15 protein-coding genes are annotated in these 16,719 nt (G+C 37.5%); 10 read left to right on the top strand and 5 right to left on the bottom strand.

Annotated features, from left to right (window positions below; translation table 11 throughout):
• Positions 1-9 precede the first annotated feature (9 nt).
• Positions 10-1,299 (bottom strand): sensor domain-containing diguanylate cyclase, encoded by a 1,290-nt coding sequence (locus IE199_RS12145; RefSeq protein WP_189770825.1) that lies wholly within the window; start codon positions 1,297-1,299, stop codon positions 10-12.
• A gap of 256 nt (positions 1,300-1,555) precedes the next feature.
• On the opposite strand from IE199_RS12145, the gene IE199_RS12140 reads away from it, so the two are divergent.
• From IE199_RS12140 to IE199_RS12105, 8 genes are all read left to right on the top strand, one after another.
• Positions 1,556-2,560: a tetratricopeptide repeat protein gene (locus IE199_RS12140; RefSeq protein WP_189770823.1), complete on the top strand. Its 1,005-nt coding sequence runs from the start codon at positions 1,556-1,558 to the stop codon at positions 2,558-2,560.
• A 302-nt stretch (positions 2,561-2,862) separates the two neighbouring features.
• Entirely contained in the window at positions 2,863-3,318 is a 456-nt protein-coding gene (locus tag IE199_RS12135; protein WP_189770821.1) for a hypothetical protein, read from the top strand.
• Positions 3,319-3,645: 327 nt separating this feature from the next.
• Positions 3,646-4,383 carry a hypothetical protein gene (locus tag IE199_RS12130; RefSeq protein WP_189770819.1) on the top strand — a complete coding sequence of 246 codons (738 nt, stop codon included), beginning with the start codon at positions 3,646-3,648 and terminating at the stop codon, positions 4,381-4,383.
• A 466-nt stretch (positions 4,384-4,849) separates the two neighbouring features.
• Positions 4,850-5,092 (top strand): hypothetical protein, encoded by a 243-nt coding sequence (locus IE199_RS12125; protein WP_189770817.1) that lies wholly within the window; start codon positions 4,850-4,852, stop codon positions 5,090-5,092.
• Positions 5,093-5,235: 143 nt separating this feature from the next.
• Positions 5,236-6,192, top strand: a complete 957-nt coding sequence (locus tag IE199_RS12120) for an MBL fold metallo-hydrolase (RefSeq protein WP_189770815.1) — start codon at positions 5,236-5,238, stop codon at positions 6,190-6,192.
• Positions 6,193-6,420: 228 nt separating this feature from the next.
• Positions 6,421-8,361, top strand: coding sequence for a DNA topoisomerase III (locus IE199_RS12115; protein WP_189770813.1), 1,941 nt, complete (start codon positions 6,421-6,423; stop codon positions 8,359-8,361).
• A gap of 212 nt (positions 8,362-8,573) precedes the next feature.
• On the top strand, positions 8,574-9,929 hold the full coding sequence (locus tag IE199_RS12110; RefSeq protein WP_189770811.1) for a leucine-rich repeat domain-containing protein: 1,356 nt from the start codon (positions 8,574-8,576) through the stop codon (positions 9,927-9,929).
• Positions 9,930-10,538: 609 nt separating this feature from the next.
• Positions 10,539-11,114, top strand: a complete 576-nt coding sequence (locus IE199_RS12105) for a YqaA family protein (protein WP_189770810.1) — start codon at positions 10,539-10,541, stop codon at positions 11,112-11,114.
• A 55-nt stretch (positions 11,115-11,169) separates the two neighbouring features.
• On the opposite strand, the gene IE199_RS12100 is transcribed toward IE199_RS12105, so the two are convergent.
• Positions 11,170-12,051: an MBL fold metallo-hydrolase gene (locus IE199_RS12100; protein ID WP_189770808.1), complete on the bottom strand. Its 882-nt coding sequence runs from the start codon at positions 12,049-12,051 to the stop codon at positions 11,170-11,172.
• A 93-nt stretch (positions 12,052-12,144) separates the two neighbouring features.
• Here IE199_RS12100 and IE199_RS12095 point away from each other — a divergent pair, with 93 nt between their 5' ends.
• Positions 12,145-12,987, top strand: coding sequence for a LysR family transcriptional regulator (locus IE199_RS12095; RefSeq protein ID WP_189770806.1), 843 nt, complete (start codon positions 12,145-12,147; stop codon positions 12,985-12,987).
• A 42-nt stretch (positions 12,988-13,029) separates the two neighbouring features.
• Here the strand turns inward: IE199_RS12095 and IE199_RS12090 are convergent, their stop codons facing one another.
• The 3 genes from IE199_RS12090 to IE199_RS12080 all read right to left on the bottom strand — a co-directional run bounded on the left by IE199_RS12090 (position 13,030) and on the right by IE199_RS12080 (position 16,026).
• Positions 13,030-13,617 (bottom strand): hypothetical protein, encoded by a 588-nt coding sequence (locus IE199_RS12090; RefSeq protein WP_189770804.1) that lies wholly within the window; start codon positions 13,615-13,617, stop codon positions 13,030-13,032.
• Positions 13,618-13,627: 10 nt separating this feature from the next.
• Positions 13,628-14,671: a hypothetical protein gene (locus tag IE199_RS12085; protein WP_189770802.1), complete on the bottom strand. Its 1,044-nt coding sequence runs from the start codon at positions 14,669-14,671 to the stop codon at positions 13,628-13,630.
• Positions 14,672-14,820: 149 nt separating this feature from the next.
• A complete protein-coding gene (locus IE199_RS12080; RefSeq protein WP_189770800.1) occupies positions 14,821-16,026 on the bottom strand; it encodes a helix-turn-helix domain-containing protein in 1,206 nt (401 codons plus the stop codon).
• Positions 16,027-16,181: 155 nt separating this feature from the next.
• Between IE199_RS12080 and IE199_RS12075 the strand changes: the two genes are divergently transcribed.
• Positions 16,182-16,628, top strand: coding sequence for a DUF6326 family protein (locus IE199_RS12075; RefSeq protein ID WP_189770798.1), 447 nt, complete (start codon positions 16,182-16,184; stop codon positions 16,626-16,628).
• Positions 16,629-16,719: the final 91 nt, after the last annotated feature.

The following is a 16,719-nucleotide window of genomic DNA, read 5'->3' as shown; positions in this document are numbered from 1 at the left end:
AATTTGGCTTCAAACAACGAATTTATTTTTGCCACTATTTTTCGCTTGATACATTTTTTTGTCAGCCACTTTAATTAACGAGTCAACTTCTCGCCCTTCATCTGGATAAAAAGCAATGCCGATACTTGCGCTAATATTGGCGTGTTGCGTTCGCCCGTTATCGTCAAAAATATCAAATTCACGTGATAACTCTTCAATGGTTTTTTCAGCTAAATTGTATGCATTATTTTTTGTCGAGAGTTCTGGAAGACAAACAAGAAATTCATCGCCGCCAATACGGCCTACAGTATCAGATTCCCTAAATATACTCGCAAGCCTTTTTCCTACAAGCGTGAGCAGTTTGTCGCCCGTTGCGTGGCCGTAGTTGTCATTCACTTGTTTAAAGCCATCTAAATCAATAAACATAACCGCCACGATTGTTTTATCACGCTTTGCTTTTACCAAAGCATTTTGTACTCGTTCACGCGACAACCATACCGTTGGTAACGATGTTAATGGGTCATAATGTGCTAATTGTTTAAGTGTAGCTTTGGTTTTTTTTAGCTCTGAAATTATATCGTGAAGCTCTGTAACATCGTATTCTGTCACTAAGAAAACGTAGTCTCCCGTTATGGGATGGCGACTCGATCTCACATCAACATTATGGCGTTTAAGGCCTTGTTTTGTCTGCATTAAATGCTCATGTTGGCAATCTTGTTGTTGCTGTGCCTGCTTTAGCCTTTGCTCTCCTTGCGTCTTATCACAAAAGCGCATAACAAAGTCACTGACTGGTTGTGTCGAAGTTGCTGTGTCATAACATAAAGTAAAAGCTGGGTTTTCAAAAAGTCGTTTTCCACTTAAGTCATAACAACTTACCATCGCTGACGTATAGCGCACAGCTTCGGCAAATAACAAATTTTCAGGTTGTACATTATGGTCTAGTTGCTCGCTGATGAAGGCAATAATGCCGCGATGTTTTTCTTCGCCTAAGAGTACAGCGACATGACGCATGAACATTAACTTGGGTTTGCCATTTGGGTAGGTCGTCCATGGGTCTTGTGTTTGCCCCTCAACGACCGCTTTTACAAACGTTTGTTCCGTGCGCTTGCGAGCCCCTTCAGTATCATCTGACAAGTCTTTATTGATCAGTTGTTCAACATTTTCGAGCCCCCAAAATTCAAGCGCTCGCTGGTTTCCCCACCAAAAACCATGACGGTCCAAATCAAATATCCAAATAATATCTGGAGCGTAATTAAATCCGGTCACTTCTACTGTTGTTGAGATCACCGGTAAATGATCAACATTAATATTTTGATACAAGGTGGTTACTACTTTACATACTACACTGCATTTAAACTATTATATCGTCAAAACACTGACAAACCAGATAAAAACAGTGAATCAATGAATCAATGCGGTCAGAGTCGTTGATTATACAGATAGCTTTCAAACGGCGGTGGTTAACTGAGCACACACGATTAAATAGAACCAGTGTTTAGACAAAGCCAACGATTAAAATCAACATTACCATTCATCATGGCTATAATTAAGTTAGTTTTTCTATGGGCTTTAATACGTGGTGCTACGTTCTATATTTTTTTTAATCATTGTTGTTTGTTTTCCAGCTGTTGGCAACGAATCCGTTGCAGCAAGGCTAAAAGAAGCGCAGGACTATTTAACGGTTAAACCAAGTCACAGCTTTGATTTGCTGCAAGCAATAAAGTCTGAGTTGGTATTAACCGAACAACAATTAATTGAATGGCATATTCTACATATGCGTGCGTCGCTGCCACTTTCTAAACTAGATAATTTGATAGATTCGCTAGACGAGCTATTTAAGTATCAAAAACATGCTTATTTTCAGCAGAATATTACCAGTATCACAAGCGCGTTGGGTATTTGGCTGCGTTTAAATGGGTATATTGAAGACGCAAGATACAGCCTTAATTGTGCTTATCAACATGCACCGAACGACAAACGCAAGTTACTTGTCATTAATAGCCAAGCTTTACTTGCTCGCCAAGCAAATGATTTAGATAAAGCAAAGTCATTGTACGCATCTGTCATTGAGAAAGCGCGCTCGCTCAATGATAAAAATATGTTGGCGAATGCACATCACAATTCGGGCTTGATTGCGTTGCAAGAGAAAAACATTCCGCTGGCTGAGCAATATTTTAAAGGGGCACTTAAACTTTACCAGTCAATCAATAAACGAGTAGGTAAAGTGCGCTCAGGGACTATACTGTTACTTATTTTTGTCTTACAAAAAGATGAGCTTAGTTATACAAGGTTGTATCCAACGACCAAAAGGTTGGCGAGCTCACTCTCGAGTGAAGCATATATGGCATTACTTCAGTGGATAGATGCTGGATATCAGGACTTATTGGGTAATCCCCCCACAATTAATCAAAAACAAATGCTTCTAGCGTTACTAAAACATTTTAATGATGGGGATAGAAGCCTTGTGGTTAAGTATTTAGCCAAACCGTTACAAATATCGGAAGAGCTACCTATACCGAAAGTTAACAATACTAGGTTTAATAGGACTTGGTTTGATGCGGTGAAACAGTGCAAGTTTTAATGATTTTATCAGCGAAATAAGCGTTTTAAACAAAAGGTGAAACGCTAATTTTCAAATGAGGAAATTAAGCGCTACGGTTTTCTTCAAAATGGTTACATTTAAAACTCTTTATCGGTAACTAAGTCTCTGAAAATTATGCTATGTTTAGCGCTGCCCGCTTCAGCAGTTTATTTAATTGATAAACTATTTATGACTCTGCCTAATTAAGTTAACTCATGAAGATGTGGCGGTTGGCATTGTGTAGGAGTCATTATGTATAGCTATTTAACGATATTTTTGAGCAAGGATTACTAAATTTATTTATGAAAAGAGTATTAATGTGTTTATCAATCATGATCCCAAGTGTTGGCTATTGTTGCCCATCATTAGATGGAACATGGACTTCTTCCAAAGAGAAATTTGAGTTGTTCAATAAACAATGGGCAAATATAGAAGACAAAGCTTGGTCTTTTATGATTCAAACGCAAGGAATTGAAGTCATCAAATTTAACGGCAAAAATGAGATGAGCGTTAATTCCCCTGAAATTGAGCTCAAGATGGGCAAGAAAACAATGAAACGCCCAGCTTCAGAAGAACGTATTGCTTTCAACGTGTTAGGATGTACAAGTAACAGTATCGCGATACAGTATGAAAGGTATGGTAAGAAAGAAATATCTCAACTGCACTTTGAAGGTGAAGATACCTATTGGGTATATATGGGGGCTGCTGGAGCAAGTGGTAATAGCCATATAAGAGAATATTACACAAGAAATAAATAAAAGGGGGGGGCCGATTTACCATGCACCACAATTAAAAGTAGTTGAAAGTACAAGGTATTTTCATCGTTCAGTGAATTATCAGGGTTTTATTTCTAAAAGAAAGTATATTGGCCTACATCAAAGTGCCAAACAAGGCTAAGGAAAATGGAATTGTAATTGTTGGCTAAGTTTATCTTCACACTGAAGCCAACAATTACTTGTTCATTACTGTTGATGTTACAAAATAAACGAGAGATTTTGTTATGTAATTCAATTATATGAATTTGGTTTAAGTAGTTAATAATTATAATTATTTAGTAAAGTAAACAAGAAGAAGTAAAGGGAACTATGTCTATCGCTAAACATTCGTTATCGCTGTCATTAGACAATAAAAAATGGTTTAAATATGCAAGTTTTAAGGAGCGCGACAGCCTGACTGAGCAATCTTGTGTTTCTTTAAAAACTTTATGGGGGCTTAGCACGCTATCGTTTGGCATGGAATTGCTGTTTGCCTTGCTTGTTCTTATGTTAGCGGCTTGGGCACTGTATTACCCGTATGAAGTAAAACCATTAATTGCGCTTTTTGGGTTGTTATCTTGTTTTTCAATTATATTTTTTACTAAACGTTTTCTAATATTTGCCAAATATGGCCGCCGAAAATCCAATGAAATTGTCATTTCAAAAGATAGTATAACGATAGCTGGAACTGGGCTTAGGAAAACACAAAAAGGCTCAGTAACGATAATTCGAAACGATATCAAAGAAGTTATTGTTAGTTACACCTACCGAGATAAACGCCATCGACATACGCGTGATCTGATTCATATTAGTAGAAATGGCGCACGGCTCATGTGTATGGAAGTAGTCACTGCCGATGGGCAACACTATGTGTTAGACGGTATGCGCATTGCCTACTATAACCTGCTTTATTTATTGATATTCTTTGACTATCCGCTGCAGTATATTCGCAGTGCTTCTGGTGGTATGCAGGTTATCTTTGTTTTACTTATTCGTGGATTTTCGTTAGCGGCGTTTGGTAACGCTATCATATTTACTTTGTCTAAAATGCCTAACCCGTTTCAATAGTTTGTTTAGTTTTTCATGCTTTATGTATTGAAAACATTGTTTGCTTATGAACCGTTCTTTTTTATTAATAAAGGAGCTTTTTACGGAAAGCTTTCGACGAAATCATAAAATTGACAGCTGCGCTTTGTTCACTTATCGTGGTCAACTGTTGTTCATAATTTATACCGTTTCTCAATAACTAAATGGATTTAAAATGATGACTAAAAAAGAAGCGTTTTGGTCGGTGTGGTTGGCTCTTACCGTTGGAATAGTTTGTTTTTTCTATAACATTGGTGAACTACGACAAGTGGACTTTGTTAAGGCTATTATTCTGACTTTTATTCCATTGCTATGTGCATACCCAATTTATCGATGGGTAAAAAATAATGATGAGTTTAGTCCGTAACCATCGTTTTATTAGGCGTTTTTTGTAAATTCATCTCGTATTTATGGTGATAAGCTGATTCCTTTATAAGGAAATTTCATTATGGATAATGTTCAATCAAATCACTCTTTCTTAAAGTTTTTTGTACCATTTATCGTCGCATACTTTGGATCAAAAGCTATTTTTTATTACTTCTCTTTTGAGTATTCTCTTTTTTCAGATGGCTTTCACATTGAAAAGCTATTGGTCGATTTAGGTGTTTTTGGGGGGCTATTTTATTTGGGTACAATAATGCTTAAATTTACTTTAGCCAGCAAAACAAAGCCCAATAGCGCGAAAATCTAGTCATATTCAATCGTAATTATTTAGAAGCTAGTAGATTAAAACTTACTATTCACGTCATCCTATACAGCGCTTGCTATCGAGTGTATTGTTAAACTTTACATACTGTAACAAATACAAAATTCTATGTTTGCAATGGTGTCATTATGATGAAGCATAATATTCCACAGTTAAATAAAGCTATGACAAAACTCACTTTTTCATTTTTTGCAGTTGCTAGTTTATTTTTAAGTAATTTAGCAATGGCGGAAAAACACGACGGATACAAAGGTTTTGATATTAAAGTCAGTGACCTTGGACAGGGAATTTATGAACTTAGAACAGATCGTTCTGGTAACGTTGCCGTGTTAATTGGTGACGACGGCGTGTTTATGGTTGACACTCAAATGGAACACTTAGTTGATCTGATTGATAGTGCACAAAAAAAACTATCCAATAATAGGGAAGTCAACCTAGTATTAAATACGCATTTGCACCGCGATCACGTTATGGGAAATGCTTACTTTAAAAGTAAAGGCGCAACAATTATGGCGCACCCAAACGTTAGGAAATACCTAGTTTCACCACGCGCTATAAAAGCGCTAGGCCGAGAAGCGCCTTCGGTATCCAAAGAATATCTTCCTACCGTTAATATTACCGATGAAACAACAATAACCATGAATAATCAAAATATTCAGCTGTTTCATACGCCACGTGCGCATACCGATGGTGATCTTTTTGTCTATTTTAAAGACGCAAACGTAATACACGCTGGCGATTTACTGTTTGCCGGGCGTTTCCCGTTTATTGATATCGACAATGGCGGCACAGTTGCAGGCTTTATTGCCGGTGTAGAAAAAATATTGGCAGTGGCTGATGAAAAAACCAAAATCATTGCTGGCCATGGCCCGACATCGACAATTAGTGACTTACAAGCGTCGATTAAAATGCTCAATGAAACGCATGAGATTATTAATAAATTAGTTCAGCAAAACTTATCACTTGCTGAAATTACCCAAATGCAGCCGTTGGCAAAATATCATGATAAATGGAATTGGGCATTTATAACGACCGACAGAATGGTGCAAACACATTACTACGATATTACTGGAAAGTTAGAATAGTGTTTTAAGCATGCCAAAATAACTAAGCCAGTCGGCGGTTAATTACCGTCTGGCTTAGCTTTATTTCCCGAATAAATGTTGTACTAAAACGAGTGTGCTCGCATTCGTATTCCCCGCATTAAACCTCCAACGTATTTGATTTATTGTCATAAATCTTAATTGTTGCTTGCAGATATCTAATAAGTTAGCCAAAATACTGTATATATAAACATGTTTTTAAGTTCGTTCGTGAAGTTATATATTGCAGAGAAACCCAGTTTAGGCCGTGCTATTGCACAGGTGCTTCCCAAACCACATAAAAATGAGCAAGGCTATATTCAGCTTGCTAATGGTGATTGTGTGACTTGGTGTGTCGGGCATTTGCTTGAGCAAGCTGCACCCGATGACTACGACACCAAATACAAAAAATGGCAATTTGAGCATTTACCCATCGTGCCTAAACAATGGCAGTTAAAAGCTAAACCTAAAACTCGCAGTCAATTAACCGTAATTAAAAAACTGGTGAAAAAAGCCAGTGAAATTATTAATGCTGGCGACCCTGATCGAGAAGGGCAAATTCTAGTTGATGAAGTGATCAATCATGCTAAACCGAGTGCCAGCAAAATTAAACATGCCAAGCGTTTGTTAATTAACGACTTAAACCCGCAAGCCGTAAGCAAAGCGCTAGCGAACTTAAAATCCAATAGTGAATTTATTCCGCTTGCTACCTCAGCGTTAGCACGCGCCAGAGCTGACTGGCTTTATGGCATGAATATGACCAGAGCTTATACCTTACAAGGGCAAAAGGCAGGGTATAAAGGTGTTTTATCGGTTGGCCGAGTGCAAACACCTTTATTAGGCTTAGTGGTTGAACGTGACAACACCATTAAAGACTTTATCAGTAAACCTTTTTACCAAGTGTTTGCTAAATTGATGACGGCAAAAAACGAGCACTTTAAAGCTAAGTGGCTACCTAGTGAAGCATGCCAAGATTACCTTGACGAAGACGGGCGACTATTAAACAAAGCATTGGCTGAAAACATTGTTAATCGCATCAGTGGCAAAGCGGCCAAAGTAGAAACGATCGACAACAAACTTAAAAAGCAAAATGCGCCGCTGCCTTTTAACCTGTCGCAACTACAAATGACAGCAAATAAAGCCTTTGGTATTAATGCCAAAGCATGTTTGGATACCTGCCAAGCGTTGTACGAAAAGCATAAGTTAATTACTTATCCACGGTCAGATTGCCAATACCTTCCTGTGGATCATTTTTATCAGGCGAAAGATGTTATTGCCGCTATTGCCAGTACTAATCAAGAGCTTTCAACGTTTTGCCAAAGTGCAGATACCAGCATAAAAAGTAAAGCGTGGAACAATGCAAAAGTAGAAGCCCACCATGCGATTATTCCTACCGTTAAAAAAGCGGATATCAGCAAACTGACGGCATATGAGGCGAAAGTATATAACCTAATTGCCAAACAGTATTTGGCGCAGTTTTATCCTGCACACGAATTTGAAGATATCAAAGCTGAAATTCGAATAGAAACCGGTCTTTTTAGTGCATCGAGCAAACAAACTAAAGCATTGGGCTGGAAGAAGGTTTTGGGCAAGGCAGATCAACAATCCACGCATACTTTACCGCCGTTAAAAGTAGGGCAAGAGCTCACTTGTCTTCAGGGGATTTTGGAAGAGAAACAAACTGAGCCACCTAAACATTTTACCGATGCCAGCTTATTGAGCGCTATGACCGGTATTGCTCGTTATGTAAAAGACCAAGCAATTAAAAAAATACTCAAAGAAACCGACGGATTAGGTACAGAAGCAACACGTGCTGGCATGATAGAGCTGTTAATTAAACGTGGTTTTATTACTCGGCAAAACAAGAATATTTTGGCAACACCAGCTGGCACGCAGTTAATTGCCAGTTTACCTAGCCAGGCAACCACACCAGATATGACAGCATTATGGGAAGCTAATTTGGGGCAAATTAGTCAAAAAGCCATGAGCTACCAAACGTTTATGGCGCCAATGTTAGAAAACTTAAAAGGGCTATTAACAACAGCCGAACAAACACAAATGCCCAACATGGCAAATATGGCTAGCCCTAAAAGCGCCTATTCAAACAAGAGAAAATCGTCAAAACGAAAGTTTTATAAAACTAAAAAGGTAGGGGAATTTAACAGTAAATGATCAGGTTAGGCCTTAGCGGCAATTTGATAGTTCAAATATCAATCTAACGCATGATTTCTAAATAAAAGGGTGATCATTTATATGTTTAGATAGTTGTATCTTTCATTCACTATACATATCGCTGATTTGTTATATTCTTGTTAAATAAAAGTAGACATGAAATACTGCTTTCTTTTTTAATAATAAAAAACAACAACAATTGGCTAAATTTTATGAGCATAGTGAATAAGCAAGGTATCTTTTCTGTATCACTTTTAAGTATCTTTTTATTAGGGTGCGGTGGCGGAGGTGGTGGTAGTACTAAGTCACCAAGTGTTTCTCCCGAGCCAGCAAAGTTTTCGACAACAATTAAGGTTTCAGGCAGTGGAACAGTAACTGCAAATCAACAGAGTTACCTTAATGGTGAGACTGCTACTTTTACCGTTACACCAAATGAAGGGCATATATTGACATCATTAACTGGGTGTGGGGTTACGCTTGATTATGACCATGAATTTTCACCATCAAGCTTTACAATTGATTCATCTCCTTTCGAAAAAAGCTGCGAGTTGTCTGCAACATTTACTGAACGCGTGAAATTGGCGGATATCTTTGTCAGTAACGAACTTAGAGCGTGTGCAATCAACAACAATTTTACTGAGGGTGAAAATGACAAAGTGTATGCCGATGAAGTGGTTATTGTTAGTTGTTACGACAAAGATATTGCTGACACCTCTGGCATTGAGCATTTAGTTAAACTTGAAGTACTAAGGTTGGATCGCACAGGCATCTTACAGCTCAATGTTACTAACAATAAGCGATTATTAAATTTGAGTGTAAGGGAAAACCAGTTAACTCAGTTAGATGTATCGAAAAACCCATGGTTAACAAAGATTGATGCAGACTTTAATGATATTGGTGAGTTAGATATTTCAAACAACCAACATCTTAATTATTTATATTTATACTCTAATCAGTTGAGTTCGATCGACTTAAGTCAAAACTCCAAGTTAATTCAGCTAAATATCGGCGCAAATAGAGAAATTAAAGCCATTGATTTAAGCCAGCAAAGCGATTTAGAAAGTTTGAATGTCAGTGTCATGTTGCTTACTGAACTGGATTTATCTCATAACCCCTTGCTAGAAGATTTAAATGCTGAGTTTAACCAATTAAGCCGTATAGATTTGTCTAATAATTTAGCAATTGATACCTTAACTATCGGTGGGAACCCTGCAATGACTGATCTTGATGTGTCAATGTTAACTCATTTGGAGCAGTTGATGATCAGTTCTAACATAACTAATATAGGAAATATTAGCCATTTAGATTTAAGCCAAAATCTAAAATTATGGCGTATATGGGCGGAACATCAGTCCATCCAGCAACTTGATTTATCTCACAATACCGAGTTGCGGGAATTAGATATGAGAAATAATCAATTAAGTTCGATAGATTTGACCTTCCTACCAAAACTTCGATGGCTAGATTTGCGTATTAACTCGCTAACTACTCTTGATTTAACGGCAAATACTCAGTTAACTGATGTATGGTATGACAATGATGTTGTTTGTGTTGGCAGTAAATGTTGAAATTAGTGAATACATTTATCTTTGATTAAAGGAGTCTTTGACTCCTTTATTGTTTAGCAGGTTATCATAAACCTTAAGCTGCCTATTTGTTTAACTAACCTCAGTTTTGCATAAGAAACAGTGTTAAATCAAAGAAAACAATAAGTTAGCAGTCTCTTATTTTTCTAGTTCGATATTTTTGTCTGAATTCAAGGCATTTTGCAGTAGGAATAGCTAGCTATTTCGCTTCAAAATAACGCAAAAGTCCGTAAAAATAGTACCTAGAAACGCATTGCTTATGCGAAGCTGAGGCTAACTACTAAAGTTTGTGTTAATTACGTCTAAATATCGATTACTTGCTGGTCTTTTTACAACGCCTCGTATTTAACCCATGGTTTAAATGCTAATTTTTGTAGTCGGTAGAGTATCTGTTGGTAATATTATTTATATCAAAATTTAAACTTTAATTTGTTGATATAAATAGATAAAGTGAGTTTGTGTGCAATGTTTACGGAAATGTTTTACCGCAACATTGTAATGTTTATCTGCGCTATTTTCTCGAATGGGGCACTTAAGGCTTTTGTTTTATAAGCTGCTTTTACTATTTTTCTAAAATGGATATATTCGGCAATGTTAAAAAAGCTAAAACGCAAAACAGATAAGCTAGTTAATTCTAAGCATATGCTGAGTGGTGTTACGGTAGCGTCATTTTTAGAATCTACCATTGTGCCCATCCCACTTGAAGCTGTGTTGGTGCCTATGATGCAAGCGCGTCGAGATAAGTTATGGCTTATTGCTTTAATGGCGACACTTGGATGCATGCTAGGTGCACTGGTAGGTTATGCATTGGGCTATTACTTATTTGATGCTGTTGGAGATTGGATGATAACTACATTTTTCAGTCAAGAGCAGTTTGATACTGTTAAACAACAAATGCAAGACCAAGGTTTTTGGTTTGTTCTTACGTTAGGCATAGTGCCTATACCTTTTCAAATTGCAATGCTTGCTGCCGGTGCAACTCAATATTCAATATTGATGTTTATTTTAGCGACTGCTATTGCACGCTCCATTCGATATTTTGGTCTAGCCGTTGTTGTGTACTATGCGGGTAACAAAGCAGAACGCGTTATTAAAAAGCATAAAACCAAAAGTATTATAGTGCTAACAGGTTTTGTCTTGTTGTTGTGGGGAATAACAACACTGTAAGTTTGACGCAATTAGTCCGCAAGAAAGGGGCATAGCCCCTTTTTTCAATACAAGATTATTTAAAACTCAAAGTTTCCCCTTCGTTTAACAACAGTAGTTGAATCGGTTGCGCTTTACTTGCTTGTTGGAGCTTAGTGATAGGTTCAAGGTAAAGTTTGAAGGTACTGTGATGAATAGGCAGTACTTTTTCTATTTTAAGTGTTTTTGCAAGCTTTATAACATCATCTGCACCCATGCTAATTTGCCCTAAAGGACCTGTTGTTCCAACGGCTCCCATATTAGGAATTAACACATCCATTTGACCAAGTTGTTTTACCGCATTAATAACGCGATCCGTTGGCATGCTGTCGCCTGTCCAATACATTGACTGTTGCCAGTTACCTAAGGTAAAGGTTAAAACGTAACCCAATCCTTCACCTAAAAGTGGCGTCAGCGACATATTAGTTGAGTGATCGGCTGGAATCGCCGTAATAAGTATTTTGCCTTTACCCGCTTTAAGTTCAAGCGATTGCCCAGCTTGTAATGGCGTAAGTTGCTGAAAACCTAGTTGACTTACTTTCTCTTTGTCAGCAATTGGTAGAATAGTTTTTAAGTTTTTATCTAATATTTGTTGTGCTTTTTGATCAAAATGATCCTCATGCGCATGGCTTAACAAAACATAATGTGTGTGATTTAAATCATATTTAGGTAACGGCGTTATTCTCGCATGATGTTTTATGTTTGGGCCTTTGTTTAAGTCAAAAACTTCATTTGGATCCCCCATAATAAACGCTTGCTCTCCTTCGCCAAACATAGGATCGGTGATTAAAGTTGTGCCATTAAATGTAATTTGCATTGTAGGGCCGCCAAGCCATTTAATATGCACTGCTGGTGCTGCAGCCGCTATTTTGGTTAATGAAAAGGTGACTATTAAAATGAGTAATTTTTGAATTTGCATTAGGTTTACCTCTAAAAAAAACTTAGTGTAGAGGCTTAATTTCGGCTAATCTAGATCGCCAATATTGCATAGATTGAACGATAAAGTTGTACAATGAGTGACTTGGTACAGATTCAAACCTTTATAGAAGTGGTTAATGGGGGCAGTTTTGCTGAGGCTAGCAGGCGATTATCTTTGCCTCGCTCAACAGTAAGTGCGCGAGTAAAAGGCTTGGAAAAGCGCTTAAATACTCGATTGTTTAATCGCAACACACGTAATGTTAGTTTAACAAGTGAAGGGCAAACGTATTTAAACACCTGCCAACAAGCACTCGCGTTATTAAGCCATGCTGAAGATGAATTGATAAGCCATGATATGTTATCGGGTAAAATTAGGTTGTCTGTACCCGTCGCCACGTCTAAACATGTGTTAGCCCAGATCATTGCTGACTTTAGACTGCTGCATCCCAATATTGAGATTGAAGTAGTGGTGTCAGACGAAAAGCTCAATCTAGTAGCCAATAACATTGATTTAGCGATTAGAGGTAGAGACGCTGGCGATTTAGATTTAATAGCTCGCGAATTTTACCAAACGGAACTTGCTTATTTTGCCTCTCCAAAAGTTGTCAAGGCGCTTGGTCACACAGCTAGTTTAGCCACGTTGGAGCAGCATTTAATTTTTGCCCCGGTAAACGGTGCTAGTCGTTATAAGTTTCTTACCCAAGATTTTGAAATGGCCTTTGAAATGGCTTGTTTTGATCAAGGTGTGGTCTGTTTACCTGTTCCGTTTTGTAAGGATGCTGTGCAGCAAGGTCGTTTAATTAAGTTGCAGATCAAACCTTTAGAAGCAAGCCTTTCGGTTTATTTGGTCTATGCAAATCGCCAATTTATGGCAAAGAGAATTAGGTATTTTATTGATTTCTTAATCAATAATAAAACACGCTACGCTTTAATTTAACGGCAAAGTACATCACTAAAAAGAAGATAACTGCAACCTAATCTATAAAAACCAAGCAAGTGAAAAGAAAACAGGGAACATCAGTATATAAACTAAAGGCCATCTAGCTAGACGATATTGAATAGTAACGCCTCTAGCTTGTAAAAAGGTGATAAGTGAGCCGACGTTGTCCATATTAATGACATGAAGCCCGTTTGAATTATTTTGCTGATCGGTTATACAAATGTGGGTTTTAATTTTAGGGCCGAACTTGAACAGTGGGGTTAACGGTAAATAATAAACTGTTATTTGTTTTAGGTTTTCATAAGCTACAAAGGCGTCTTTTTCAGCTGTTAGATCAGGAAAACTGACGCCTTTACGCGTGATAAAAACATCGGAATTATAACGTACACTGCGTTGAAAGAATGATTGTAATAATACTAGCGGTATAAATACAAATGGTGTGGCAGCTAAGATGACTGCTGTTTGAGAGTCGTGTGTGGTGTAGCGAGGTGCAGTATCAATAAAAAATGCAATAATGAGGGCACTAAGGGTCATGGCAATAAACGCCTTTAAACTGGTGTAAGGTATGCGTCGCACATGTGCCAAACATACTTGGTGTTGAGATTCGAGTAACTGTTTAATATTCATAGTTAAACGCTTATTCCTTTAGTGTCAGTTTAAATGGGTAATAATGATCAATGCTGTCTTTGTATCCACCGACAAGTACCTTGCCATTAGATGAAATATTGTTGACTCTAATTTGTTTTATCGCTTGATTGGGAATATGTTTTTTCACAATGTCATCAAGAAAGTAAATTTGTTCTTGATACCATAATATCGGACGGTAGCTGTAAGTGTAGTTTTCACCTTTATACTTGGCGGTACCAAATAGCTTTTTTCCATCACCTGACATACCTTTTACTATGGCACTGGCGGCACCTTGTGGAATTGGCAAAGTCGTAAAGCCATTACTTTCGTGCCAGATTATAGGCGTATCAACACTGCAGCGCCCACCAATGGTTTTACCATCATGTGATACATCTTCAGGAATAAAGTAGCACCCACTTGGCGAAGTGATGGATGAAATAACATTATTATTCCATCGGTATACATGTTTTTGCGCACTACCAACGATAACGCTGGCATCTGCTGAAACATGGGTTGCATTACGCCATTTTACTTTGTTTAAGCCTGTACCAATTTCTGTAGGTTTGGCGCCAATTTCCCAGCGAAAGGCACTAACATCTGATTGCCACCCTGTGTACCCAACCACGGTTTTACCGTCTGCAGAAATTGAAATAGCAGTAGTAAGGTAGTGACTTTTAAGTTTAGGCACAGTGCGCATTTTATCTTGCTTTGTCCAAATAAAGCTATCTCCTCCGTTATGGCCAACAATAACTTTGCCATCATCAGAAATGTCCATTGGTAACAGGGTGTTGCGGTTATTTAATAATCCAAGGTGAGAGTGTCCATCACGTTCATTCCAGTGAAACACCATGGGTATTTTGTTATTTTTGTTATCTTTATTTACACCATATAAGACAAGGTGCGAGCCGTCTGCGTCGACTAAAATTGCTCTTGTACCTTTGTGAGCCTGATACGGATTAGGGATAATATCCAGTTGAAAATTGAGTGTTGCTAAAACGGGTGATGACAATAAAAGTATTGATAATAAAACGAGCGTTGCAAAAGCTTTATACATTACAAATTTATCCCTAAATTAACGTGTAACTCTCTTTGAAGTGATCCATTGAAAGATAAGTGATTAATAATAAACCGTAATTTTATCAGATGAAATAGCTAGTTTGTTCATTATGTCTTTAATGAGTAACTAAAGTTAATCATTTTTAGTTATGTCTGGTGAGCCTTGCGAAAATCGCTCGGTGTTTGACCTGTCACCTGTTTAAATGCTTTGTAAAATGAAGAGCGGGCATTAAAACCAACGTCTAACGCGATATCAAGTATTGTGGCTTCATTGGCTAAAATTTTGGGCTTGGCCGCTTCAATGCGCCATTGGTTAACAAAGTCAAAAAAGTTAGTCGTCAGGGTTTGGTTTAACGTTTGTGAAATATAGTTTGGCGATATGTCCAAGTGTTGGGCGAGTTTGTGTAACGAAAGACTCGCGTCTAAATAAAGATGTTCACTTTGCATAACGGTATTTATTTTGTCAGCAATACGCTTTGATTGTTCTTTACTGAGGGCTGAGCGTTGATACTTTTTAGTCGGCAATGCTGTTTTGCTAGCTTTGCTTTGCTCGTTTTTATTGTTGTCTAAGGTTTCAATTAGCTCATTTTTAACCTTTGGACTAATTTCATCAGTTACCAGGGCAGGTTGTTGTTGCATGCCAAAGTGAATAAGGCTCCAAATTAGTATCAATGAAAATAACGCTTCTGTAGTGCCATTAAATAAAAACTGGTCAAGTAAGCTTGATGAAAACACCGTAATTAAAGAAATGATCCAGGTACAAACGGCAATAAACAAAAGCCAGTTTATCCATTTCAGCTCTTTGTTTTCATTATTTGAAAACAGATCTTTTAACCTTTTTCTGTAGTGGCTTAATCTGCGAACGATTTTAATTAATGTATATACACATTGGGAAAGCCAAAGCAGCATCATTATTAACATGCTGACGAGTATTAAAGAAACAAACCAACCTGAAACTTCAGTATCATCAATAAATATCGCGGTATGTGTTTCTTTTGGTAGCATTAATATCATGACAGAAATGATAAGAGCCGGTGCAACTAAGATAAAATGCCAAGCTTGTTTTTTCTGCAATTGCCACTTTGTATCAGCTGTTAAACCTTCAACATAAAACCATAACGACGGGCAAAGCATAAATAGGGCGGGAAAAGCTAAAGCGGTATAAAGTGCATACCAATTTGGGGCCATAGATGCAATAATTGGATTTAATGCTAATGCACCAATCGCGACTAAAAAAATGGCCAGAGGCAAATTCAAAGCGCTTTTGTTCGCCTTAGCAAAAAGGATAGGTACACTGACCGCGATTTGCCCCACAATTAACATGGTCACGATCATTACAATTGGGTCTATCAAGTGTCCTTCCTTTTTGACGTTATTTGCTTCATGCGTATAAAAATAGGTGTCCGCGCTTTTAGTCTCGGACGACTTAACTCTTTATAAATTATATTGTTTATCTCCGTCAACCTCTTGCCAAAAAACAGGCTAATTTATCAATTAATGGAGTTTAAATGAGTCTAACTAAACAATTACCCAGTCAATTTATCGAGTTTCAAATTAATGTGAAGCTAAAGCTATCAGCGCTTTGGGCCGCAGTCATGTGTTGTTATATCTATGGCGATTATATTCAAATTTATGTGCCCGAGGTGTTGGCAAAAGCGATGACGGTAACGTCAGCGAAAGAGGGCATTCAAGCGGAGTTTTTTGCCGTGGCATTTTTAATGTCTATTCCTAGTGTAATGATATTTTTTTCTTTAGTGTTAAAGCCAACACTTAATCGATGGTTAAACATCATCATACCTGCGCTATTTATTGTTATGTTGGTTTTGCTGAACTTAAAAACCACCTGGATTTATTATCTTTACTTAACGGCGTTAGAAATTTTACTTTCATTAGCGACTATCTGGTACGCATGGAATTGGCCTAAAAACTATTTGATAGAAAAAGAGCATAGCTAACACGCTAAAAGTGAGCTGCTAAATTGATAAACAAGCCTGACGTAAATTATCAGGCTTTACTTTTAAACCGCCCATTTTTCTGGCTCGTCAC

The organism is Thalassotalea marina, assembly GCF_014656435.1.
Lineage (GTDB): Bacteria > Pseudomonadota > Gammaproteobacteria > Enterobacterales > Alteromonadaceae > Thalassotalea_C > Thalassotalea_C marina.
This window is presented reverse-complemented; position numbering and strand designations above follow the sequence as displayed.